This window comes from Collinsella sp. CLA-ER-H7 (assembly GCF_040092345.1).
Taxonomy (GTDB): Bacteria; Actinomycetota; Coriobacteriia; order Coriobacteriales; family Coriobacteriaceae; genus Collinsella.
Genome location: NZ_JBBNLT010000002.1, coordinates 101,121 through 125,151, shown reverse-complemented (window position 1 = coordinate 125,151; position 24,031 = coordinate 101,121). Strand labels below are relative to the sequence as shown.

At 59.1% G+C, this 24,031-nt stretch carries 22 protein-coding genes; 11 read left to right on the top strand and 11 right to left on the bottom strand.

Going from position 1 to position 24,031, the window contains the following annotated elements:
* Nucleotides 1-52: 52 nt before the first annotated feature.
* Both AAAX75_RS01940 and AAAX75_RS01935 read right to left on the bottom strand, forming a co-directional pair.
* Entirely contained in the window at nt 53-2,053 is a 2,001-nt protein-coding gene (locus AAAX75_RS01940) for a translation factor GTPase family protein (RefSeq protein ID WP_349090907.1), read from the bottom strand.
* A 254-nt stretch (nt 2,054-2,307) separates the two neighbouring features.
* Nucleotides 2,308-2,796 carry an N-acetyltransferase gene (locus AAAX75_RS01935; RefSeq protein WP_349090906.1) on the bottom strand — a complete coding sequence of 163 codons (489 nt, stop codon included), beginning with the start codon at nt 2,794-2,796 and terminating at the stop codon, nt 2,308-2,310.
* 77 nt (nt 2,797-2,873) lie between these two features.
* On the opposite strand from AAAX75_RS01935, the gene AAAX75_RS01930 reads away from it, so the two are divergent.
* Nucleotides 2,874-3,170: a hypothetical protein gene (locus AAAX75_RS01930; protein WP_055310006.1), complete on the top strand. Its 297-nt coding sequence runs from the start codon at nt 2,874-2,876 to the stop codon at nt 3,168-3,170.
* A gap of 48 nt (nt 3,171-3,218) precedes the next feature.
* On the opposite strand, the gene AAAX75_RS01925 is transcribed toward AAAX75_RS01930, so the two are convergent.
* Nucleotides 3,219-3,923, bottom strand: coding sequence for a class I SAM-dependent methyltransferase (locus AAAX75_RS01925; RefSeq protein ID WP_349090905.1), 705 nt, complete (start codon nt 3,921-3,923; stop codon nt 3,219-3,221).
* 440 nt (nt 3,924-4,363) lie between these two features.
* Between AAAX75_RS01925 and AAAX75_RS01920 the strand changes: the two genes are divergently transcribed.
* On the top strand, nt 4,364-4,765 hold the full coding sequence (locus AAAX75_RS01920) for a hypothetical protein (RefSeq protein ID WP_349090904.1): 402 nt from the start codon (nt 4,364-4,366) through the stop codon (nt 4,763-4,765).
* Between the two features lie 128 nt (nt 4,766-4,893).
* On the opposite strand, the gene AAAX75_RS01915 is transcribed toward AAAX75_RS01920, so the two are convergent.
* Nucleotides 4,894-5,709 (bottom strand): putative RNA methyltransferase, encoded by an 816-nt coding sequence (locus AAAX75_RS01915; protein WP_349090903.1) that lies wholly within the window; start codon nt 5,707-5,709, stop codon nt 4,894-4,896.
* A 232-nt stretch (nt 5,710-5,941) separates the two neighbouring features.
* Here AAAX75_RS01915 and AAAX75_RS01910 point away from each other — a divergent pair, with 232 nt between their 5' ends.
* Nucleotides 5,942-7,324, top strand: a complete 1,383-nt coding sequence (locus AAAX75_RS01910; RefSeq protein WP_215673313.1) for an MATE family efflux transporter — start codon at nt 5,942-5,944, stop codon at nt 7,322-7,324.
* A gap of 27 nt (nt 7,325-7,351) precedes the next feature.
* On the opposite strand, the gene AAAX75_RS01905 is transcribed toward AAAX75_RS01910, so the two are convergent.
* A complete protein-coding gene (locus AAAX75_RS01905; RefSeq protein WP_118065642.1) occupies nt 7,352-8,218 on the bottom strand; it encodes a LysR family transcriptional regulator in 867 nt (288 codons plus the stop codon).
* Nucleotides 8,219-8,376: 158 nt separating this feature from the next.
* Here AAAX75_RS01905 and AAAX75_RS01900 point away from each other — a divergent pair, with 158 nt between their 5' ends.
* Together AAAX75_RS01900 and AAAX75_RS01895 are read left to right on the top strand one after the other, a co-directional pair.
* The gene (locus AAAX75_RS01900) at nt 8,377-9,279 is read left to right on the top strand and encodes a DMT family transporter (RefSeq protein WP_349090902.1); all 903 of its coding nucleotides are present in this window, start codon (nt 8,377-8,379) and stop codon (nt 9,277-9,279) included.
* Nucleotides 9,280-9,367: 88 nt separating this feature from the next.
* A complete protein-coding gene (locus tag AAAX75_RS01895; protein WP_349090901.1) occupies nt 9,368-10,093 on the top strand; it encodes a uracil-DNA glycosylase in 726 nt (241 codons plus the stop codon).
* Between the two features lie 50 nt (nt 10,094-10,143).
* Here the strand turns inward: AAAX75_RS01895 and AAAX75_RS01890 are convergent, their stop codons facing one another.
* From AAAX75_RS01890 to AAAX75_RS01880, 3 genes are all read right to left on the bottom strand, one after another.
* Entirely contained in the window at nt 10,144-10,824 is a 681-nt protein-coding gene (locus tag AAAX75_RS01890) for an SDR family oxidoreductase (protein WP_349090900.1), read from the bottom strand.
* 9 nt (nt 10,825-10,833) lie between these two features.
* The gene (locus AAAX75_RS01885; protein WP_349090899.1) at nt 10,834-11,556 is read right to left on the bottom strand and encodes a VUT family protein; all 723 of its coding nucleotides are present in this window, start codon (nt 11,554-11,556) and stop codon (nt 10,834-10,836) included.
* A 156-nt stretch (nt 11,557-11,712) separates the two neighbouring features.
* Nucleotides 11,713-13,326, bottom strand: coding sequence for a peptide chain release factor 3 (locus AAAX75_RS01880; protein WP_055286676.1), 1,614 nt, complete (start codon nt 13,324-13,326; stop codon nt 11,713-11,715).
* 551 nt (nt 13,327-13,877) lie between these two features.
* Between AAAX75_RS01880 and AAAX75_RS01875 the strand changes: the two genes are divergently transcribed.
* The 4 genes from AAAX75_RS01875 (at nt 13,878) to AAAX75_RS01860 (ending at nt 17,651) form a co-directional block, all read left to right on the top strand.
* Nucleotides 13,878-14,258 carry a GntR family transcriptional regulator gene (locus tag AAAX75_RS01875; protein ID WP_349090898.1) on the top strand — a complete coding sequence of 127 codons (381 nt, stop codon included), beginning with the start codon at nt 13,878-13,880 and terminating at the stop codon, nt 14,256-14,258.
* A 61-nt stretch (nt 14,259-14,319) separates the two neighbouring features.
* Complete coding sequence (locus AAAX75_RS01870; RefSeq protein ID WP_349090897.1) at nt 14,320-15,162, top strand: ABC transporter ATP-binding protein; 843 nt, start codon at nt 14,320-14,322, stop codon at nt 15,160-15,162.
* Nucleotides 15,159-15,857 (top strand): ABC-2 transporter permease, encoded by a 699-nt coding sequence (locus AAAX75_RS01865; RefSeq protein ID WP_349090896.1) that lies wholly within the window; start codon nt 15,159-15,161, stop codon nt 15,855-15,857. Before AAAX75_RS01870 ends, AAAX75_RS01865 begins: the two co-directional genes overlap by 4 nt.
* Before the next feature lie 450 nt (nt 15,858-16,307).
* Nucleotides 16,308-17,651 (top strand): EamA family transporter, encoded by a 1,344-nt coding sequence (locus AAAX75_RS01860; protein WP_349090895.1) that lies wholly within the window; start codon nt 16,308-16,310, stop codon nt 17,649-17,651.
* A 374-nt stretch (nt 17,652-18,025) separates the two neighbouring features.
* Here AAAX75_RS01860 and AAAX75_RS01855 read toward each other — a convergent pair whose 3' ends face one another.
* The 3 genes from AAAX75_RS01855 to AAAX75_RS01845 all read right to left on the bottom strand — a co-directional run bounded on the left by AAAX75_RS01855 (nt 18,026) and on the right by AAAX75_RS01845 (nt 20,450).
* Complete coding sequence (locus AAAX75_RS01855; protein ID WP_349090894.1) at nt 18,026-19,330, bottom strand: chloride channel protein; 1,305 nt, start codon at nt 19,328-19,330, stop codon at nt 18,026-18,028.
* Between the two features lie 125 nt (nt 19,331-19,455).
* Nucleotides 19,456-19,989, bottom strand: coding sequence for a TIGR00730 family Rossman fold protein (locus AAAX75_RS01850; RefSeq protein ID WP_349090893.1), 534 nt, complete (start codon nt 19,987-19,989; stop codon nt 19,456-19,458).
* 35 nt (nt 19,990-20,024) lie between these two features.
* The gene (locus AAAX75_RS01845; RefSeq protein WP_195625355.1) at nt 20,025-20,450 is read right to left on the bottom strand and encodes a potassium channel family protein; all 426 of its coding nucleotides are present in this window, start codon (nt 20,448-20,450) and stop codon (nt 20,025-20,027) included.
* 245 nt (nt 20,451-20,695) lie between these two features.
* Here AAAX75_RS01845 and AAAX75_RS01840 point away from each other — a divergent pair, with 245 nt between their 5' ends.
* Together AAAX75_RS01840 and AAAX75_RS01835 are read left to right on the top strand one after the other, a co-directional pair.
* Nucleotides 20,696-23,500, top strand: a complete 2,805-nt coding sequence (locus AAAX75_RS01840; RefSeq protein WP_349090892.1) for a transporter substrate-binding domain-containing protein — start codon at nt 20,696-20,698, stop codon at nt 23,498-23,500.
* Between the two features lie 42 nt (nt 23,501-23,542).
* Nucleotides 23,543-24,022 (top strand): pyridoxamine 5'-phosphate oxidase family protein, encoded by a 480-nt coding sequence (locus tag AAAX75_RS01835; protein ID WP_349090891.1) that lies wholly within the window; start codon nt 23,543-23,545, stop codon nt 24,020-24,022.
* The last annotated feature ends 9 nt before the right edge of the window (nt 24,023-24,031 follow it).

Genomic DNA, 24,031 nt, shown 5'->3' with positions numbered 1-24,031 from the left:
CAATTAGTCAAGGATCAGAGGGTTCAAAAATCTACCATTTCTACCCCGTCCCCTAATGGCAGAAGAAGGTGGGGTCGGCGGGGCGATAGGAGCGGAAGGTGGCGGGATCGACCTTTACGTGTGCTGCGGCGGGGACGTCGTACCACTTGACGGTGTAGCCAGCGCCGTGAGAGCAAAAGACCGAGTCGGGCGTGTTGGACAGATCGGCCTCGGGCTCGTAGGCGGCCGCCTCGATGACGCGCTCGGCATCATGGCAAGCCGCATAGCCGGCGAACTCCAGGTACAGATGACCGCGACCGCTCGTGTAGGCAGCCACCTCCAGCGCGTAATCCTGCACCTCTGATGCCGGCACGCGACCCACAAGCTTCGCCCGGTCCCCCGCCATCGTCGGCGGCTCGTACTCGGCACCCATGCGCGTGGCATCCGAGAGCGCCCGACCCACGCACTCCCCCGGCACCTCGAGCTCAAAGTGGTACCACGGCTCCAGCAACACGGCCGCGCCGGCCTCACGCGCCTGCATCAAACCCTGACGAATCGCGCGGTACGTGGCCTGGCGAAAGTCGCCGCCCTCGGTGTGCTTGGCATGAGCGCGGCCACCCGTGAGCGTAATGCGAATATCGGTGATGGGCGAGCCGGTCAGCACGCCCAAGTGATCGCGCTCCATGGCGTTGGTGAGTGCCAAACGCTGCCAGTTAAGATCGAGCTCATCGGTCGAGGTCACGGTGCCAAACTGCACGCCCGAACCCGCTGGCAACGGCTCCAGACGCAGGTGCACCTCGGCATAGTGGCGCAGTGGCTCAAAGTGGCCCACGCCCTCGACCGGCTGCGAAATAGTCTCCTTATAGAGAATGCCGCCGGGCTCAAACTCGACCGCAAGGCCAAAACGATCGGCAAGCACGCGCTGCACGACCTCGAGCTGCACCGCTCCCATGAGCTGCAGATGTATTTGTTCAAGATGCGTGTTCCAGCTTACGCCGAGCATGGGATCCTCGTCGGCAAGCTCGGCCAGCGCTTGGAACACCGTATGGACATCGTGCTCGTTCGGCAGCACCGTATAGGTGAGAACCGGCGCAATGACAGGCGCATCGCCCGCGGGCTCCGCGCCCAGGGCGTCCCCTGGGCGAACGTGCGCAAGACCCGTCACGGCACAAATACCGCCAGCAGCAACTTCTTGGGCAAGCTCATACTTCTCGCCGTTATAGATGCGCACCTGGTCGATCTTTTGCTCCCAAGTGGAGGCGCCAGAGCATCCCTCGACAACTTGCTTTGCACGCAGTACACCGCCCGTCACCTTGACCCAGGCAAGACGCTCGCCACGGTCTCCACGACTCACGCGGTAGACACGCGCGGCGAACTCCTGGGGCCATGTTCGCTCGCGCATCAGCGCACATATGCCATCCAGCAGCTCGTCCACGCCTTGGTCCTTGAGCGCCGAGCCCGCAAAGCAGGGAAACAATTTGCGCTCGGCAACCATGCGCGACAGCGTTGCGACGGAAAGCTCACCCACCTCAAGAAACTCCTCGAGCGCCGCCTCGTCCAATGCGGCAGCATCCTCCTGAACGGCCCCACCCACCAGCAGTTCGTTGGCGTCCAGACAGCCCTCGGAGAGACGCTGCCCCAGCTGTGCCAGTAAAACATCGCGGCCGGGATTCTCCAAATCGATTTTGTTGATGAAGATGAACGTCGGAATGTCATAGCGCGCAAGCAGGCGCCACAGGGTTTCGGTGTGCCCCTGCACGCCATCGTTGGCACCCACGACTAAAATCGCGTAGTCCAGGGCACGCAGTGTGCGCTCCGCCTCGGCAGAAAAATCGACATGCCCCGGCGCATCCACGAGCATGACGTGGGTTTCACCGTGGTCGAGCACAGCCTGTGACGAGAAGATCGTGATACCGCGCTCGCGCTCGATCGCATTCGTGTCCAGATGCGAATCGCCATCGTCCACACGGCCGCGCTTGCGAATGCGGCCCGCGTTAAACAGCATGGCCTCGGCCAGCGTGGTCTTGCCGGCATCGACATGCGCCAAGATTCCAACGACCGCTTGCTTCGACATGGCTCTCCTCTTATTGCAAGCCCATCGCACGCGGCAACGGGCACCCTCGTTCCACACTGGATGATACAATTTACGGGCCGGCGGGCGAAGCGGGCCCTATCCCCCGACCGAGCTCATCGCCCCGCGTTGCCGCGCGGCGATTTTCGTAGGTTCGCGCCTTGCGAAAGCCGGCTTGCAAAACAGCGCGGCGGACGAAAATAGCCCCACCCGAGGCCATTTTCGTTCGCATGAATTGTTGATGCGCGCCCTCGCTCTTATGCCTCGCGCAGCCAATCGAACGCGACGCGCGGCGTGCCGTCCGACACATACACGACGCCGGCACGCTCGAATCCCGCCTTAATACTCGCGCCCTGCATGGGCAGGTTATCCTGGTGCGTATCGATGCGCAGGTGATCGGCACGCTCCTTGGCAAAGGCAAACATCGCAGCCGCGATACCGTGCACGGTGCCATCGGACGCCACACGGTGCAGCACGGCGTATGGAGCGTCGCTACGCCATTGGCCGTCCTCAATTACGTCATAGCACTCGTCCGGGCCCGGCAAAAAGGCAAACGTCGCCACTACGCGGCCGTCGACTTCGCACACATAGCTGCCACCGGCAGCGATATCGGCAGCCAGCTGCTCGGCAGAAGGCGTGCCCTCGGGCCACTGCGTGGCGTTGCCATGCGCGCGCATAAAGGCGCGGGCCGCGTCATAGATAGCCATGACGGCGGGAATGTCGGTATCGAGGGTTTTTCTGATCATCACGCGGCAACCTCACGTTTATTGGTATCACTTTGATTGAGCAATGATACCAACGTTTGGAGAGGGGCGCGCAGCAGATGGGAAGCAAAAAGCGAGCCGCCTGGTCAAAGGCAAAAAGCGAGTTTTTGGGCGCTGCCACCGGCGGCGATATGAGCGACCTGTTTGCGCGCGAGGACGAGCGCCGCGACGCCCTGGACGCCGAGCGCGATGAGGCCTGGCGCTACAAGTCGTGCGAGCGCAAAAACCGTTACGACACACGCGCCGAGGCCGAGGCCGTTATGGCCGACTGCGAAAACCGCGGACGGCGCGGTTTGGCCTGTTACAAATGCGAATACTGCGGTGGATGGCACCTGACGTCGCACCCTTGGAAATAGGCGCCGCATCGGCACGGCATTGACGGAGTGTCAGCCATCGTACGCAAGCTACGGGCGCGGCGGCACCAAAACATCGTAACGAACGGCCTTGCCCGCAAGCTGATAGCTCGGCTTAACGCCGGCAAGCAGTGGCCCCTTCACCGGTCGTTTGATAACGACCTTGCGCGGATGCACAGCAAGCGCCGCCTTGACCAGCGATTCCTCATCGGTACATGGCTGTTCCAGATGGTGCAAGAGTTGGAACTTCTTTTTAACCGCCGCGCTCTTGGTGCGCTCGGGAAACATGGGGTCCAGATACACCACGTCGGGGGCGGCAAGCTCGCCCCGCCCGATCAGCTCAGCTGTATGGCGAAGGCCGGCAATGCTGTCCTCGCCCGCATGCAAGCGCATGCGCGCCACGGCAGTCGCAAGCGCCGGATCATCTGCCGCGCGATCCAAGGCATCCTTGAGGAGCGCCGCAATCACACAATCCTGCTCATACAGATCGACGATAAAGCCCGCAGCCGCCAACAGCAGCGAATCCTCGCCAAAGCCTGCCGTGGCATCAATCGCCCATGGTTGCTCGATGCCTTTTGTGCGCGCAGCCTTCACCAGTAGCTCTTGCTGCAGACGGCCCTGTTTGAGCCGCGGAAGCATGCGGGCGAAATCGGCACGAAGCTCCATCGTGCCGTCGGTGAGCGTGAGGCCCTCGGACTTCCCGGTCAGCTCAAGCCCCGCGGCACGAGCAACAGAAAAGGGATCGACGACGCCCATGAGTACTCCTTAGCAAGCAAAACGAATACGCGAGCGCCGCTCATTTCAGCACCCAACCGTCCGCTATTGTCCCACATGCGACATGGCCCACAGCATCCCAATGCAAAGCACCGCCATCAATCCCGTGCACACGGCAGCGATCACAGAATCACCCATGCGCCTTCCCAACGACCGCGGCTCACGCACTTGCCCTGTTCCGTACATCATGGCTCCTCCTTCGGTCCAGCTCTTACCATGGCCCCATCATCGCAGCGCCGCACATGAGCTGCCATCGATTTGCCTTACGCCCAGCTTTCCTTTTTGAAAGGTTGGGTTGGGCTGCGCGGGCTCAAAGCGCTTTCAGGCACATGCATCGCCCCGTTGAACTACAATGTGCTTCACGATATGTGCCACAACCTGGGTGCGACAGATTCTCCGCGCCCGCATCGAAAGGACCAGCCATGAGCGCCGCGCGCAAGACACTCAAAATCCTTGCCCTGATTTATTTTGTTCTGGGCATCGCCAGTCTCGTCATCGGAATCGCCGGTATCGCGACCGGTAAGCTCGAGTCCACCTACGGATCGAACGCCATGCTCGCCGCGATCGTGCTTGTCGCCAAGGGAGTTGTCGACCTTGCCGCAGGTGTTGCGGGCATTAAGGGCGCCAACAAGCCTTCGCAGGTGGATGGTGCGTTTAAGCTCGGCATCGTTGCCGTAATCGCCACGATCGCGCAGGCCGTGCTCACGCTTCCCGCGCTCGGCGGCAGCTCCGTCAATATCGTCGCCTTTGTCATTGTGGTCTACGACCTGTTCTTTGTTCAGCAGGCACACGCCGTTAAGGCCGAGAACAAGGACCGCCTATAAGCGCTCGCTTCTCATAACCTCTGCAGCCAAGCAACTAAAAAGGGCCGATCGCGCATCTCCGCGGTCGGCCCTTTACGTTTGCCTAGATAAAACCTGCCAAAATAAACCTGTCCCTTTTTGGTAGGTTGTTAGCTGTGGCGGTACTCAGCGATGATGAAGTCGATGTCGGTTTGAAGGGTGTCCAAATTTGCCAGGCGCTCTTTGTCGGCAGGGCGCGTACGGTAGTAGTACGGCGTCATCTGGAACACCGCCTCGATATCGGCCTGGGTCTGAAGCGTAATATTCGCAGACACCCGCTGCGTTCCGACCAACTCGAACTCGGTGGTCTTCGGCAACTTCTCATCGTTAAGGTACGGTGTGTCGTAGAGTACCTCCTTAAGCCCAAACAGATGACGTGCACCTGGCACGACGGTGTAGAGCGAGCCCTCGGGCGCCAGCACGCGGGCAAACTCGCGCTCGTTAAAGGGAGCAAAGAGCTCGGTCACCATATCGAAGGCGCCATCGGCCACGGGGATATCCTTCATGTTGGCCACAAAATAGGTCGCATCGCCGCGCTTGGCGGCCAGGCGCACCATCTCTTTGCCCAAGTCGAACCCGTAAGCGTCTACGCCCGGCACCGCGCCCATGGCACTCGTGTAATAGCCCTCGCCGCAGCAAATATCGAGCAAGGCCAGCGGCTTGTCCGACGTAGCCGCGCACCGCTGAGCTCGTTCGCGCACCAGCTCGACCATCGCATCGCGCAACGGCGCGTAGTATCCACGGTTCAAAAAGTCACGACGGCTGCGCGCCTGCGACTTGGGGTCACCCATGGAGTCGCCGCTCTTGGACGAACGCAGAAGATACAGATAACCCTCGCGCGCACGGTCAAACCGGTGTCCGTCCGCACATGCGGCCCCGCGTTCATTGTCCACCAACGGCTCATGGCAAACAGGACACAACAACATGGCAACTCCTTAGCGCGAACAACACAACGCCCACCATTGTCGCACGCCTTTCCCACCTAGTCATTGGGGACGTTCTTGAATGACTAGTCGTTTAAGGACGTCCCCAATGACTACAAGGAGTGTCCCCAGCTGCCGACAGAAAAGGAACGTCCCTAAGTGCCGACTGGTTGCATTAGGAGTATCATCATCTGCGCAAATAAGCACGAAAGAGCATATTAGAGATTGAGAGCGTATGGCTGACACCGTATCTAAGCACATTGACATGACCACCGGCTCGCTGTGGCGCAATATTCCCCTGTTCGCCTTCCCCGTGGCCGCCACGAGCATCTTGGAGCAGCTGTCGAACCTCATCGCCACGGTCATCATCGGTAACTTCTCGGGCGACCAGGGAACCCTCGCCATGGCGGCGGTCGGCTCCAATGTTCCGCTTACCAGTCTTATGCTCAACCTGTTTATTGGCATGTCGCTTGGCTCCAACGTGGTCATTGCCAACGCTATCGGCCGCAACGATCAGAACATGGTCAAACGCGCCGTCCATACCTCGATTTTAATGGCGCTCGTGGGCTTTGTCGTCATCGCGCTGGGCGAGATCTTTGCCGAGCCCATGCTCGCCGCGCTCAACGTTCCCGCCGAAACCATGCCGCTCGCTTCGCTCTACCTGCGCGTCTTTTTGCTCAGCATGCCCTCGATTTTGCTCTACAACTTTGAGGCCGCGATCTTCCGCTCCGTCGGCATCACCCGCATGCCGCTGCAGGCGCTTGCCGTGTCCACCGTCCTCAACATTGGCCTGGACCTCATCTTTGTCCCCGTACTCCACTGGGGCGTCGCGGGCGTCGCCATCGCCACCGCCATCGCCTACACCGTCAGCGCCGCTACGCTCTTTATTCGCCTGCTCAAGACCGACTCCGTCGTCCGCGTCACCCCGCGCGACCTGGCTATCGACCCCGTCGCCCTCAAGCGCATCGTCAAGATCGGCCTGCCCGCCGGCATCCAAAGCGCCGTCTTTGCCGTCGCCAACATCATCATCCAGTCCGCCATCAACAGTCTGGGCACCGAGGTCATGGCCGCATCGAGCGCCGCCATGAGCCTGGAGTACGTATGCTACAACCTGCTCAACAGCTTTAGCCAGGCTTGCACCACCTTTGTGGGACAAAACCACGGTGCCCGCCAGATCGACCGTTGCACCAAGACGCTCAAGGTCTGCCTAGTCGAAGGCGGTATCGTCGCGCTCACCACGATTATCGTTATTGTCGGTCTGGGGCGCGAGATCTTGTCGCTGTTCAACAGCGATCCCAACATTGTCTCGATCGGCTATATCCGCGTGTGTTCGATCTTCCCGGCGTACGCCTTTAGCATGTTCTACGAAAACATGTCCGGCTACCTGCGCGGCTTTGGCATCTCGCTCACGCCCGCCCTCATCACCATGATCTGCGTCTGCGGCATCCGCTTCTATTGGGTGTTCTGCGTGTTCCCGCACTTCCGCACCTTTGCGAACATCATGATGGTCTACCCCATCAGCCTGGGCACCACGGCGTTCTTTATGGTCGTGGCGGTACTACTCTGCCACCCGGCACGCACCTATCGCGCCACCCAAGCCAAAGCGACAGCCCGCTAAACACCGCACTCAACGCCACGCCAATCATTAATTGACAATATGCGAGCTCATATAGTCGATAAAGCGCCTGGTGGCGATGGGCATGGTGTCCCAGCTGCGCCAGGCCGCCACTACGTCGCGCGAGGGAGCATGCACGATGGGACGTACGCGAATATCGGCCCGCATGCCCTCAACGGTACGGCGATATAGCATGCTCACGCCTAGGCCCTCCTCCACCATCGCCATGATGGTGTAGTCGTCGGTCACCTCACTCGTCACATGCGGCGACAGCCCATGCGCCGCAAATGCATCGAGCACCAGGCTCTGTTCGCCCTCATCCAGCAGCACAAACGGCTCGGACGCCAGGTCGGCGAGTGTCACCTTTTCCTTTGCCGTCAGCGGATGCGCGGCCGGCAACAATGCCACCAACTCGTCGTGATAGACCACGCGTTTCTCGAGCCCAGCGGTAAATCCGCGCGCCGTAAAGCAAAAATCAACCACACCATCGTGCACCCACTGGGCGTTGCGCGTGTAATCGCCCTGTTTGAGGGTAAAGTGCACGCCCGGGTGCAGCGCACCAAAGTCGCGGATCACGCGCGGCAGCACGGTACGACTCACGTTGGTAAACGTCGCAATGCGAATATCGGTCGACGAAAGCCCCAGCAGTTCCTGGCGCTTGCCCTCGAGCTCGGCCTCGGCGGTCACAATCTGGCGCAGGTACGGCAGATATTGTTTACCGTCGCGCGTAAGCGAAACGCCCTGCTTACCGCGCTCGATAAGCGTGGTGCCCAGCTCGCGCTCGAGCGCCTTGACGGCCTGACTCACCGCACTTTGCGTATAGCCCAACTCGTCCGCCGCGCGTTTCAGGCTGCCGCAATCGACCACCATACAAACAATCTGATACCGCGATGCCATCGTGCCTCCACATCAATGCAGCCGTAAAACGTTTTGCCAGCGCTTTTTCTGCCAACATTAGCGTTTCTTAATCATACTGAAGATACATTCGCTTTACTACATCAATATCTGGGAGCAGAATCCTTTTTACGAAACCGTTCTGTAACAAAAGGAGTCCCATGGATCGCAAAAAAGCAATCGCGCTCTCATTTTCCGTTCCCGTCGCATGGGGCTTTTCGTACCCCCTTATGAAGATCGGCATGGACAGCATGAACGCCACGAGCATCGTCGCGCTACGCTGCATCATCGCCTTTGTGGTCTGCCTGCTGCTCTTCCACAAGCACGCGTTGCGCATCAACCGCGACCTTATGGTCCGTGCCGCCATCATCGGTGCCATCATGGCAACCGAGCTCACCTGCATGTGCCTGGGCTCCAGCCTCACCTCCGCCTCCACCGCCGGCTTTTTGCAGAGCCTGACGGTCGTAATCGTGCCGTTTGCCAACGCCGCCCTGCTGCGTCGCGCCCCCGAGCGCAAAGTGCTCGTCGGCACCGCCATCGTCACCTGCGGTATGTTGCTGCTCTCGGGCGCAGACTTTACCAGCCTGAACCCGGGCGCGCTCATCATGCTGCTCTCGGCCTTTATCTATGCCAGCCACATTATCGTGGCCAAGCGCTTTGTCGAAGAAGTCGATCCACTTGCTCTGGGCGTTTGGCAGCTGGGCTTCGGCGGCTTGTTCTCGGGCATCGCCGCATGCGTCTTTGGAGGTTTCACACTTCCCAGTACGCCCAGCGAGATCGTGGTCGTCGTTGCCCTCGCACTCATCTGCTCTGCCTATGGCTTTATCACCCAGACGCTCGTGCAGCCCCACGTGCCCGCCGAGACCACCGGCTTCGCCTTCTCGCTTGAGCCGGTCTGCTCCGCTGTCTTTTCGTTCTTCTTGGTTGGCGAGGTCCTGAGCCCCATCGCCTTCTTTGGCGCCGCCCTCATCCTCACCGGCGTCATGGTGGCAACCGTCGAGCTTCCGCGCCTCCGCGCACATGAACAGGCTCGCATGGCAGGAGCGCCCGAGCACGTCTCGTAGACCCCACTCTTCATACAGCCGTGGCATAAAGGCAACCGGTGCGCCTTTACAATAGATGCCAACAGAGCATCTGCCATAAAGGAGCCCCATGGACGCCGCGATCCGCGACCGCAACATAGCAACTTGGTTGGGCGATGCGCCGCAGCCGGTACGTGACACTACGAACCAGCTGCTCGAGCGCATCGCCCTTTTGCGTGCCGAGCAAACCATCTACCCGGCACAAGACGACATCCTCAATGCCCTCGCCTACACGCCGGCCGACCAGGTCAAGGTTGTCATCTTGGGTCAAGACCCCTATCACGGACCCAACCAGGCCATGGGGCTGTCGTTCTCGGTCCCCGCGACGCAAACCAAGTTGCCGCCGAGCCTGCGCAACATCTACAAGGAACTCAATGCCGATCTGGACTGCCCTATTCCCGCCACAGGAGATCTAACGCCATGGGCACAACAGGGCGTCCTGCTTCTCAACACTACGCTCACCGTGCGCGAACACGCCGCGAACTCGCACGCCAAACTAGGCTGGAGCACGCTCACCGACTACGTTATCGAACGCTGCTGCCAGCTGCCCCAGCCGGTCGTCTTTTTGGCATGGGGCCGCTTTGCCCAACAGATGGTCGAAGGCAAGCTCGCCGCGACCGGCGCGGGCAAGGCAGCCGGCAAGTTCTGCCTGGCCTCCACGCACCCCTCACCGCTTTCGGCCAACCGTGCCACGGCAGAACTCCCCGCTTTCATGGGGTCGCGCCCCTTCTCGGCAGCCAATCGGCTACTCGAACAGCACGGCTCGACCCCCGTCAACTGGACTTGCCTCGGCTAAAAATCGATACATCAAAAACGCGCCCGAAGGCTTCCCATCGGGCGCGTTTCCTATTCGGGCCAAATAAATTGTGTGCGGCCGGCCTCGCCGCCATCGATCAACAGGCTCTGCCCGGTCATAAACCGGTTGGTCACGCCCACAAAGTAGATCCACTCGGCGATCTCCTGGGCGGTGGCCCAGCGTTTAAGCGGCGTGAGCTCCATAATCTGGTTCCACAGGTGCTCGTCTTCCATCACGCAACGGTTGAGCGGCGTGATAACGCCGCCCGGGTCCACACTGTTGGCGATGGCCTGCGGCGCCAGACGGTTTGCAAGGTTCTTGGTGTAGGCGATAACGCCGCCCTTGCTGGCGGCATAGGCGGGAAACTCCGATCCCGTATGCCCACTCGCCGACCCCACATTGACCACGGATTTGATAGCCGGTGCCGGCTTGGCGGCAAGCCCCTCCCCCACAAAGGCGTAGCGCTCGGTCACGTTGATGGTGCCACGCAGGTTGGCGGCGATGTCGTCCGCCGAATCCTGCGTACCGGCAACGTTCACGATCACCTGAGGCTCAAGGTCGCCTGGAAACGCGTCCGGCTCGCGGACATCAACAATCAGATGGCGATAGCGCTCGTGTTCGATCGCCGCCGGCAGCAGATCAAAGCCCACGACCTCGTGGCCCTCGTCCAAAAAACCCTGCACGCATGCGGCTCCGATACCGCCCGAAGCGCCCGTGATCAAAACCCGCATACTTGCTCCTTAGGCGGTTGCGTGGCGCTCGAGATACTCGGAGCCCACGTTCTCGCGCTCCCAGCCGCGCACGACCTTGTAGCCCACGGGGCTCAGGAAGACCTCGCACAGCAGTTCGGCGATGGCACCCGTCAGCGAGCACATAAGGACCTGCACCCAGGTCCAACCAAAGAACGTGTGGCTTACCACAATGGCAAAGACCAGGTTGTCGATAAACTGGCCAACGCCCGTGGACACATAGGAGCGGAAGGCAAAGCTCGCAAAGTTATTCTTTTTGAGCATACGGCCGAGCGACTGGTTGAGCGTCGAGTTAACCACGGCAGAAACGAGCATTGCCAGCGAAGAGCCCAGCACCACGTACCAGGTGCCGCCGATAGTGGCGTTAAGGGCGGTGTTGACCTCGATCATGCCGGTGTCGTAGTAGGCGCCCCACATGCCGGGCGTGAGCGAGCATGCCCAAAAGCACAGGCTCACGGCCAGGTTGACCAGCAGCGCGAGGATAGAGATTTTGATGGATGCCTTGGCGCCAAAGCGCTTGCAGATCATGTCCTGGCACAAAAACGAAACCCAGCTCACCACAAAGCCGCAATCGAGCGCCAGATACGGCAGGCTGATAAGCTCTTTGTTGGCCAGCAGGTTCATCATGATGACGCTCACGAAAAACAGCGAAACCGTTGCCGCGGGAATGCTCCGCAACAGGACCTTATAGTCCTCCATGACCTTCTTGATCATTATGTACTCCTTTGGTTTTAGGTTTAACGAGCAGGATATCGGACCCGAACTGCTCGGACGCCCCGGTCTTGAGACGACGGTGGGTATAATAGCCGCTCACACGGCATAAGGCAAGCAAACGGCGCGGCAACCCCGCAGGGCCACCGCGCCGATACGTTAAAAGGCTACGTTGCCAAACTCCGACAGGATCAGGTCGGGGTTGTGGTCGGTTGCCCAATCCACGTTCCACGGGCTCGTGAACAGCAGCAGCTTGCCGCCGCGCATGTCCTCGACGCGCAGCGTGTCGCGCGTGAGCGAAAGGCCCGGGATATCAATAGTGTCGGGGTCGTTCTGGATCCAGCGGATGTCCGTATAGGGCAGCGGCTGGCGACGAACCTCAACACGGTACTCGGCCTTGAGGCGACGCTCGAGTACCTCAAACTGAAGCACGCCGACCACGCCCACGATGACGCTCTCCATGCCGGCACCCAGCTCGCGGAAGATCTGGATGGCACCCTCTTGGGCAAGCTCCTCCATGCCCTTGACGAACTGCTTGCGCTTGAGCGTATCGACCTGCGTAATGCGAGCGAACATCTCAGGGGCAAACGTCGGGATCTGCGGATACTGCACGTGGCGCTTGCCGGAGCACACGGTGTCGCCGATGCTAAAGATACCCGGATCGAACAGGCCCACGATATCACCCGCGTACGCCTCGTCCACGATGGCGCGGTCATCGGCCATCATCGACGTGCCCGTAGCAAGCTTGAGCTTGCGGTTGCCCTGCACGTGGAAGGCGTCCATGCCGCGCTCGAACTTGCCCGAGCAAATGCGTACAAAGGCGATGCGGTCACGGTGGTTCTTGTCCATGTTGGCCTGGATCTTAAACACAAAGCCGCTAAAGTCGTCGCGGCAGGGATCGACCGGCTCGCTGGTGAGCGTATCGGTATAGGCGCGCGGCGTCGGGGCCAGACGCAGGAACTCCTTGAGGAAGGGCTCCACGCCAAAGTTGGTGAGCGCCGAGCCAAAGAACGCCGGGCTCAGCTTGCCGCAGGCCACGGCATCCAAGTCGAGCTCGTCGCCAGCGCCATCGAGCAACTCGATGTCGTCCATCAGGTTCTTATGGTTCTCCTCGCCGATGAGCTCATCCATGGAAGGATCGCCCAGCTCGGCCTCGACCTCGGCGACCTTCTTGGTGGCGTTGGCGTGGCCGTCGCCCTCAAAGGCAATGACGCGACGGGTCTGACGATCGAACACGCCGCGGAAGTTGCGGCCGCTGCCGATCGGCCAGTTCATAGGATACGTATTGATGCCCAGAACGTTCTCGATCTCTTCCATGAGCTCAAACGGATCGCGAGCCTCGTGGTCGAGCTTGTTCACAAAGGTGAAGATGGGAATATGGCGCAGCGTACAGACCTTAAAGAGCTTCTTGGTCTGGGCCTCGACGCCCTTGGCGCCGTCGATGACCATGACTGCGGCGTCAGCGGCCATAAGGGTACGGTAGGTATCCTCCGAAAAGTCCTGGTGACCGGGGGTATCGAGGATGTTGACGCAGGCGCCGTTGTAAGTGAACTGCAGCACCGAGGAGGTGACGGAAATGCCGCGCTCCTTCTCGATGTCCATCCAGTCCGAGACGGCATGCTTGGCCGAGCTCTTGCCCTTGACCGAGCCGGCAGTCTGGATGCTGCCGGTATAGAGCAGCAGCTTCTCGGTAAGTGTGGTCTTACCGGCGTCCGGGTGGCTGATGATCGCGAATGTGCGGCGCGACGAGATTTCATCCGACAGGCTTGCCATGCGGATCCTTTCTTGCATTGAGTGCATTACGTCGTTGTAACCGCACTATTGTAGCCGCGAAATCCCGCCATAGGGCACCTATCAGGACAAATTCATCAGTTGGGGCCTGGTTAGCAGTCGATGGCGACACTCCGCAGCAGTTTGTCTCGATCTGTAACATCTAGACGGTTTTTGAACCTCTTCCTGTTACAGATTTAGACAAACAGGTGGGCGTCCCAGAAAGATCTCAATCTGTAACATCTAGCCACTCAAAACGGGTCCATCTGTTACAGATTGAGATATAAGGATAGACGGGTGGCCAATGTCTCGATCTGTAACATCTAGCAGCCAAAATCTTCTCCAGTTGTTACAAATTGAGACAACCAGGTGGGGCCCGCCAGCAAAATCTCAATCTGTAACAGGTAGCCGTCCAAATCGGTTCCAGATGTTACAGATTGAGATGAATGAACGAGCGGACAATCCGTATTTACCTCTTGCATAACTGTGCATAGTGTATATATACTGTGTTTACCGGTTATATACACGTGTAGCCCAACAGCTAAGGAGCCGCTGTGGACATCATCCTATCCAATTCGAGCGACAAACCCATCTACGAGCAAATAGCCTCGCAAGTCAAAGCTCAGATCCTTTCGGGCACGCTCGCCGCGGGAGCAAAACTCCCCAGCATCCGTGCACTCGCGAGCGATCTTGGCGTGAGCGTCATCACCACCAAGCGCGCCTACGCCGACCTGGAGCAGCTCGGGTTTATCTGCACCGTGCAGGGCAAGGGCTGTTTTGTCACCGAGGACAACCAGGAGCTCTTGCGCGAAAACCAGCTCTGCCATATCGAAGATCTGCTTGCGAAAGCGGCAAGCCAAGCCGAAGCCTTGGGCGTCACGCGCGACAAACTGCACGAGATGCTCGACCTGGTAGCCCCCGAAACTATGCAGTAGCCATCTGCAAGAAAGGCTATGCCATGCAAAACCTTTTGAACTCAAAGGTATCTCACGCCGTGTGAGCGACCGCTTTTCACTGCGCGACGTCACGCTTGCCGTGGAGCCTGGCCAGATCGTCGGCTTTGTTGGTGCCAACGGTGCTGGCAAAACAACGACGATTCGAGCTGCTCTCGGGCTTATAAAGCTCGACGCCGGCGAAGTGCACCTGTTTGGGCAGCACTGTGGCGCCGACGCGCCCGATGAGTTGCAACGCCATCTACGCTCCCGCGTCGGTCTTGTCCTGGACACGTGCCCCTTCCCCTCCACGCTCAAGGTGGGCCAGATCGAGTCGCTCGTAGGCCCGGCGTACCCCACGTGGGACCGCGAAACGTTCGCCGAATTCATCAACCGATTTGGACTCGATCCCAAGACAAAGGTCAAAGACCTCTCCCGCGGCATGGGCATGAAGCTGCAGCTTGCCTGCGCGCTCAGCCACAATGCCAAGCTGCTCGTTTTGGACGAAGCCACCGCGGGCCTCGATCCCATGGCACGCGAGGAGCTGCTTGATGAGCTGCTTGCCTTTGTCGGCGACGGCCAGCACAGCGTGCTGCTCTCGAGCCACATTACGTCCGACCTCGATCGCACCGCTGATCGCGTCATCTGCATCGATAACGGTTCGATTGTGTTTGACCTGCCGCGCGAGGACATTACCGACCGTGCCGGCATCGCCCACTGCACCCAATCGCAGGCTGCCGAGCTTATGGCTTGCGTCGAAGGCGCCTGTGCCGTCCACCACGCCTATAGCGTGGACGTGCTCGTGCCCAACCGTCGCGAAACGCTCGAGGCCTTTCCCGAGATTCCCTGCGATCGGGCAACCATTGATGACTATCTGCGCCTCATGCTGAAAGGGGCTTCGAAATGAAACGCGCCTTTATGTCCGAGCTCGCCATCGTTCGCTCACTTGTCCCGAGCATCGCGGGTGTCGGCCTGTTCATGTTCGTCGTGCTGACGCTCGCCAACGCGTCGGATGGCGATTCCGGTATGAGCGCCGGCGCTTGCGCCGTCAGTGCCATGTCGCCCATCATATTCATGAACTCACTGGCCGGTTTCGACAATCAAAACGGTTGGGAGCGATATCGGGCAACGCTGCCCTTCTCGCGCAAAGACATCATCTGCGCACGCTACCTGAGCATCATTGTCTTCTCGGCTGTCATGGCGTGCGCCGCCGCGCTTCTGAGCATCGTCTCCTTCCCGCTCTTCAACAGCGCGGGCATTCCTTCGACGGGACAGACGGCCTTTGAAATCGCAATCGCCTCGGCAGCATCGATGCTCATCTCCCTCATGATGGTGTTTTTGGCGCAGCCGCTGTTCTTTCGATTTGGACACATGGAGGCGCTGCGCCTATCCGTTGGCCTGTTTGCCCTGCTTGGCTGCGGCACCATGGCCACGCTGAGCTCCTCCAACCCCATCAGCAACTGGCTCATGTCGATAGCCGGAGCGAATCCCGATCCCGCCGTCCTTGGCTGTCTGTGTGCAGGCATCGCCACACTTGCCCTCGCGCTATGTGCAATCAGCTACACCGTCAGCACCAAGGTTTATCGAGCACGCGATCTGTAATCGACGGCTAAAAAAGCTTAGGTGGTACCCCGCTTATTTTTTCAATGAAACGAGGCGGCATAGCGTCACCACCGCCCTTCACGGCAGGCCGTCTAGTTCTTGGCAACCAAAAAGACACCGTCAGCATATCGAAGGTGAATACTTTTCCGAGAAGTGAACGAGTAAAAACAGTGCCCTGTAGCATCGACATTTTTAAGGACTCAATTCCTGCGGTTTTTGTCTAAGAATCCTGCAGTTTTGTTCGAAAAAAGTGTGCATGTTCCAGGGGTCCAGATTTACTCGTTCACTTCGCGGAAAACCATTCACCTTCGATTCGAGCCTTAACCAAATGCCCTCTCGAACTATGGCCCCTGTCTCACCACAGCGATATCAAAGCTTCATGGCGGGACGGTATCATCGGACGAGCGCCGTAAATCTGGCGCGGTCGTTCTTTGGGGAGGCATTTCACCCGTGTCGTGGGTCGCAGCAGCATTTGTGTCGGCTTTCTTTGCCGGCGTCACATCTGTCCTGGCCAAATGCGGCATCAAGCAGACCGACTCCGATGTCGCGACGGCCATTCGCACCTGCGTGGTGCTCGTTTTCGCCTGGGCAATGGCGGGCATTTCTGGATCCATTGGAACCATCGGCAGCATCGAACCCAGATCTTGGCTCTTTCTCGTCCTCTCGGGACTCGCTACCGGTGCTTCGTGGATCTGTTACTTTAAGGCGTTGGGCATCGGAGACGTCAATAAGGTCATACCGGTCGACAAGATGAGCACCGTACTCGCTGCACTGATCGCCATCGTGCTTTTTGGCGAGACGAGCAACCTTGCGGTTAAGCTCGTGGGAACCGCTGTCATCACCCTCGGCACGTTTTTAATGATCGAGAAGAAGCAGTCTGCCGGACCCGAGCAGCAGCAAGACCGAACCTGGCTCGCTTACGCCCTCGGCGCCGCCGTGTTCGCAGCGCTCACGTCCATCCTTGCCAAGGCTGGCATCGAAGGCGTCGAGTCCAACCTGGCCACGGCAATCCGTACCTGTGTGGTACTGGTTATGGCATGGGCAATCGTGGCAGCTAAAGGCAAGATGGGCCAAGCCGTGCACGTAGACCGCTACGAACTCGTATTTCTCGCGGCATCGGGCATTGCGACTGGCGCATCGTGGCTGCTATGCTACTACGCCATCGCCACAGGCCAGGTGAGTGTCGTGGTGCAGATCGACAAACTATCGATTGTCGTATCGGTACTATTTGCGCGCCTGGCATTCAACGAAAAACTCTCACGACGCAGCGCCATCGGTCTCGCTCTCATCGTCCTGGGCACTGCAGCGCTCGCAGTTTGGAAGTGGCGCGGCCAGCAGCCGCTACATCCTCACACCTGGCTTGGGATGCCTGTACTGACCGTGGGATGCCGTGCGCTTACCGTGCGAGATGGCAAATTTGGGACAACAGTGCAGGCAACGAAGGCAGGCTGCGCACTCCGGCTTTGTCCAGACGGGAAGGCCATCGCGCATCTCAATCGCCGCCATGGGGCAGCGCTTGGCACACAGGCCGCAGCCGATGCAGCGATCGGCATCGACGGCAAACTTGCTCGTCTGTTGCATGCGCGGCAGCCCAATTGCGTGATACGCGCACGATGCAAACAGAGGCACGCGATGGCGCATCATGTTGCCCGTGCGGCGTGCCCGCACCGCCTCGATCACGGCATCAATCTGCGCCTCGGCAGCTCTATTGATACCCTCAACCTTTTGAGAGTCAGACAGGTCGAAAACAGGCGTCCAGGTATCGGGCATCTTGACGCTCATCGCCGCATCTAACTCGAGCCCACGCTCGTGCAGCAGGTCGCGGGCAAACTTGGCCGATTGACCGGTCGTCGAACCGTACGTCGAAACATAGAACGTATAGGGGCGCTCGCCGCCCTTTGTACCGGCAGCAATCGACAGGTCGGCAGTCTTCAAAAACTCGATCATCGGTGTCGGCAGACCCCAGGCATACACCGGAGCAACAAATCCCAGCTGACAGGGGCCTTCCGTCGCAACAAGGCGAAGGGCTTCGGCATCAAAGCGCTCAATCGACATAACTTTGTCGCTTGTCGCCGCTGCAATGCGACGCGCCACATGCTCGCTGTTCCCTGTCGCGCTAAAGTACAGGATCATCTCGTACCCCTGGAATTGACTCGTGAAAAACCGTACTACTTGCGCAGCGGCTTGGGCAGCGGAATACCGGCAGCGATGACGGCGGCGATGATCATACAGATGATGCCTTTGAGCGGGAAGCACATGAGCAGCAGGCCCACGACCATGACGGGCTGGCGCATGACCGCACCCATCGTCGATGCCGTGCAGACGGCAACGCAAAAGACCGGATCGGCGCCGGTTAGGATGGCAAGGCCGTAGCCCAGGCTCACACCCGAGAAGATAACCGGGAAGAAGTGGCCGCCGCGCCAACCAAGGTTGATGAGGGCGGGCGTCAGCATGGCCTTAACAAGACCGGTCGCGATAAGCACGCCGGCGGGAATGGTCAGATAGGTTTCCATGAGCACGTCGGCCTGGGTCTCGCCGGCAAACATGGTGTAGGGCAGGACCGTGCCGCAGATGGCGAGCGCCAGACCGGCTAGCATGGCCTTGACGACAGGACGCTCCCCTATTGCATGGGCAAGCGCTTCGCTCGCGTGCTCAGAAACAAAGAACAGCCAGCCGCAGATTGTTCCGACCAGCGACAGGGGGATGAGCCAGGCAAGCTCCAGGTTGCCCACCTCGGCGGACTCGAACCTGGGCATGCCCATGCCGCCGCCCACAAGCTGGCCAAGCAGCAGGTAGGCACCCAGACCGCCGGCAATCGCAATGCCGTAGACCACCGTCTTTTGCGCCTTGGGCAGCTTGATGGTGATCTCGCCGGACGCGGACTCATCGTCGGCGTCTTCGCCCTGGTCGTCGGCGCTACCGGCAAGCGGTGCCACAAAGCCAAAGACGGGCGCGGTAAAGAGCGCCGTCAGCGCGGCCTGAGTGCCCAACAGCGTGAGCTCCCTAAACTCGGCGCCAAAGCGACGCATGCGGTCGCCGACCCAGCTGCACAGACCCGCGATAACGCCGGTCAGGCCGGCCTCCGGTCCGATGCTTCCGCCAAACAGCAGCGGCAGCAATGCCGCGAGCGAAAGCTTGCCCAGGTTGTCGTACGGATAGCGCCCGCCCTGCTTAACCTTAGCCATCACCTGGTTGAGGTCATCGGTCTTGGTGCCTGTCATCTTTTCGTACAGACCGATTAACAGGCCGCCCAGCAGGCAAACAAAAAACGGGTACGGCAAAAAGCCAAACGGGCCGCTGGCAAGCTCGGGCGAAGAGACGCCCAGCGCGTGCGGAATCCCGGTCCATAGATAGTCGATACCGTGCTCCATCGCAAAAAAGAACAGCCAGACCGCGGCACCTGCGAACGCACCGGTCACGGCAACGCTAACTAAAAACAGCGCGCGGTTTGTGGGTTTGGCAAGGTTGTCCATCGGGTCCTCCCGCGGTCAAAGTCGACATAGATACGTTTTATTGTAGAGCGAGCGTTGCCCGAACGAGGCAACCATCCACGCCGCGAACGGCACCATTGGGAGCCATAGTGGGACAGGCTCAAGACTTATCCGTTGATAATCGAGGCAATCTCGCGCAAATCGTCGGCAAAGTAGATGCCCTGCTGGCGCCGTGGGCTCGATAGGCCTTTATCAATCATGTGCCCGAGCAGCGCCTTGAGGTCGTTGTAGTAACCGTCCAGGTTATACAGGATGCACGGAGCACTCAGGTGCCCCAACGACACCGCGGACATGACCTCGGCAATCTCCTCGAGCGTGCCCGTCCCACCGGGAAAGGCGATGAACGCATCGCCGAGCTCAATCATCTTGGCCTTGCGCTCCGCCATATCGCTCGTCACGATGAGGTCATCGATACCGTCATGTTGAAACTCGGCCTCGATAAAAAAGCTCGGCTCAACACCCGTCACGTGTCCACCCGCCTCGAGTACGCTATCGGCGAGCGCACCCATCAGGCCCGATTTGGACCCACCATATACCAGCGCGTGCCCGTTGGCGCCAATCCAGTTGCCCAGCTCTTGCACCGCGGGCAGAAACGCCGGGTCATTGCCGGCACTGGCACCCAGATACACGGTGATATGCATATTCAGTCCCCCTGTTGTGGCGCGCGACGTTCGTCTTAGCGCTGGCGTCGACGATACTCGCGCACGCGACGCGAAAGATCGGCAAGCTCGTCGCGATCGAGCTCTTCCAAATGCTCCAGATCATCCATAAAGCGTGCCATGGTGTCCTTTTGACGCATCTTGATAAGCGTATTGCAGTAGTTCACCGCCACGCCCGTGAGCATGGCGATGTAGAAGATGCTGATGACGCTCAGAATGACGGTAATGGCGCGGGCAACCGGTGTCTCGGCCGGAATGTCACCAAAGCCGATGGTCGAGACCGTCTCAAAGCTAAACCACAGGCCATCGCCAAACGTGAGGGTCGTGGGCTCGGACAGCCAAACGGCCGTCGAGCACAGCAGATAGAAGATAAGAAACAGGCCCGTGATGCGCGCAAAGCCAGCCTGGCGCAACACGTCGGCAAGCGTCCTCAACTTGTTCATCGCGACCCCTTTTCCCAGACGCCCAATCACGTTCGCTCGGTATTGTCCCACGCCTCCCCCGCAAACGAAACTAGTCATTGGGGACGTTCTTAAATGACTAGTCAAACAAGAACGTCCCCAATGACTAGTCGTTTAAGAACGTCCCCAATGACTGCCGGGCGGGAGCGTTTAGCGGTGCAGCTGCCGACTGGGCAGGCTGAGCTGGTATCCTTATGCGGTAATGTCTCGATTCGTTAGGATTGCATGTGAGAGCTGCCACTGTCCTTCGTTCAGTTATATATCGCGCTCTGGCCATTGTGCTTGCCGCGCTTGCCGTACTAAGTTCTATCGCGCCTGTCCAGGCTTTTGCCGATGACTCTAGTCAGCAAGTCAAAACGGTCCGCGTCGGCTGGCTCGTCAACAACGAGGGCTTCCAGGACGGCACCCCCGGCGAGCGTCTCTCGGGATGGGGTTACGAGTACCTCCAGACCCTGTCGTACTACACGCCCGGCTGGCGGTACGAATACGTCTCCGGCACCTTCACCGAGCTTATGGACATGCTCGAGGCAGGCGAAATCGACCTCATGCCCAACATCTCCTATTCCGAGGAACGCGCCCAAAAGCTGCTCTTTTCCTCGAACCCCGAGGGCACCGAGCGCTACTACATCTACGCCAAGCCCGATCGCGACGACCTGACCAAGGGTGACCCCCAAGCGCTCCAAGGCCTTACCATCGGCTACAACCCCGACGTTATGCAAACCTTCGTTGGCCAGCAGTGGCTCGCCAACGAAGGCATTACCTGCACATACAGGGAGTATGACGGGGGACCCATGCTCTTTGACGCGCTCGCAAACGACGAAGTCGATGCCGTCATCATGAACGACACCATTTCGTCGCCCGATGCGTCGCCCATGTTCTACGTTGGTTCGAGCGACTACTACTTTGCCGTCCCCAAAAGCCGCCCCGACCTAATGGACGACATCAATGCCGCCATGTCGGCAATCGCCCGCGTCAACCCACGCTATATCGACGAAGTCAAATCTAACTACTCGGTCAAAAACAGCGGTTCATCATCGCTCAACGGCCCCGAACGTTCCTGGCTCAAAGCAAATGACAACACCATCACGCTCGGCTACATTACGGGCAAACTCCCCTACTGCAACGAGAACGAAGACGGCGAAATGGAAGGCTCGCTCGCATCGCTTGCGACGACGCTACACGATAAATTTGGCATTACGGTCAAAACCGTCGCCTTTGATAGCTACAAGATGATGTCAAAGGCCCTGTCAAAGGAAAGCATAGACGTTGCGCTGCCGGTATACCGAGATTACTGGTTTGCCGAGCAAACAGGCGTTGTGCAGTCGGTATCGTTGGGAACCATATCCCTCACCGCTATCCACACCGGCAGCAACCTGAACAAAAATCTTCAGAACATCGCCTGTACCAAATCATCGTTTGTCAACAAAAATGCACTTGAAAGTCTGTTCCCCACAGCGACCGTAACCGAATACCAATCCGACGATGAAGCGTTCGACGCCCTCAGGAAGGGAACGGCGCACTGCATCGTCGCTCCTAGTTCACGCGTAAAAACCATCGGTGACCGTTACGATCTCGAGGACTGCGAGACGACCGAGCTCCCTGACACCTGTGAGCTCTCGTGCTGGATTTCGCGCGGAAAACCCGAGCTGCTGGGAATCATCAACAAGGGCATCATCAATGCCGGAGAATCGCTCTCCGCAAGCAATTTCTCCTCCACGTCGTACACGGCCCAGGAATCCAACACGCTTCAATTCCTTTATCGCAACCGCACCGCTATTGCAGCTACCCTCATCGGTATGTTGTCGGTCGGCATCGTCCTGCTCATCTGGGCGCTCGTGCGCGCTCGAACCGAGCGCAAAAAAGCCGATGCTGCCAACGCCGCTAAGACGGCATTCCTCACGCGCATGAGCCACGACATCCGTACGCCGCTCAACGGTATCCTGGGCCTTATCGAGATCGAGGAATTGAAGGAAGGCGATATGCAAGTCGCCCGCGAGAGCCGTGCCAAGGCGCGCGTTGCCGCCAATCACCTGCTCTCGCTGATCAACGACATCCTCGAGATGGGCAAAATCGAAGACCGCAAGCTAACACTGGAGCATGCGCCTTTTAACCTCAAAGAGCTCTGTGACGATACGCTAGTGCTGTGCAAGCTCCGCGCGTCCAGTAACGGCATCACAATGCAGGACAATAGTCTGCCGTACGCCACGGGGCCATACATGATCGGCAGTCCCACCCATATCCGACAGATCATGATCAACCTGTTAGACAACAGCATTAAGTACAACAAGCACGGCGGCTCCGTCACCTTTAGCTCAAAGACCAAGCCACTCGATAACGGGCGCGCGCTCTTTTGCCTTAGCGTTTCGGATACCGGCATTGGCATGACTCCCAAGTTTTTAAAGCATATCTATGAGCCGTTTGCCCAAGAAGGTGACGATGCGCGCAGCAAGTTCCAAGGAACCGGCATGGGCATGCCAATCGTCAAGTCGCTTATTGAACTGATGGGCGGCACGATTGAGATTTCGAGTGAGGTTGGCGTGGGGAGTACGTTCAACGTCCAGATTCCGCTCGATATCGACAAGAACCCTCAGGCAAAAGAACGTGCGGACAGCCAGGCAAACAGCTGCTCGCTTGCCGGCATGAACGTCCTTTTGGCAGAAGATAACGAGCTCAATGCCGAGATTGCCCAGGCTCTGCTCGAAAGCGAAGGCATCGTCGTAACTCGCGCCGTCAACGGCAACGAAACGGTCGACCTATACGTTGGCCGTCCCGCCGGCAGCTTCGATGCGATCCTGATGGACATTATGATGCCGGACATGGACGGCTACGAGGCAACCCGCGCGATTCGTCTGAGCGGGAAGGTCGATGCAGCCGATATCCCCATCATCGCGCTCACCGCCAATGCCTTTGCCGAGGACGCCAAGGCGGCACACGACGCCGGCATGAACGCCCATCTGTCCAAACCGCTCGACTTTAACAAGCTCAAAAACATACTCGCCCGCATCAAGAAAAACGGATCCGTTTCGCTATAGTTTGTGCTCAACCACCACGCACGACCAGAAAGGAAGCCAATGATGTTTAGGCCCTTACGTCGAAAGAAACGCGCCATCACTGACGAGGAAGCGCGCAAGTTGCTCGCCACCTGCAAGCGCGGCGTCTTTGCCGTCAACGGCGACGATGGCTACCCCTATGCCATTCCCGTCAACTACTTCTTTGACGCCGAGCACGACAAGATTTATTTCCATGGCGCCAAAGCCGGCCACAAGGTCGATTCACTCAAGCGCGATGACAAGGTCTGCTTTACCGTTTACGGCAACGAGTGGTACAAGGACGGTGACTGGGCTCCCTACGTTATGAGCACCGTGGTCTTTGGCCGCTGTCGCTTGGCGAATGACACTCCCGCGTTTATCGAAGACAAAGTCCGCCAGCTCGCCCTTAAGTACTACCCTTCCGCCGAGGAAGTCGAAGAGGAAATCGCCAAAGACATCAAGGGCGTCCAGCTCTACGAGATTACGATTGAGCATCTCTGCGGTAAGCAGATTCAGGAAAAGTAAGCCCCTCAG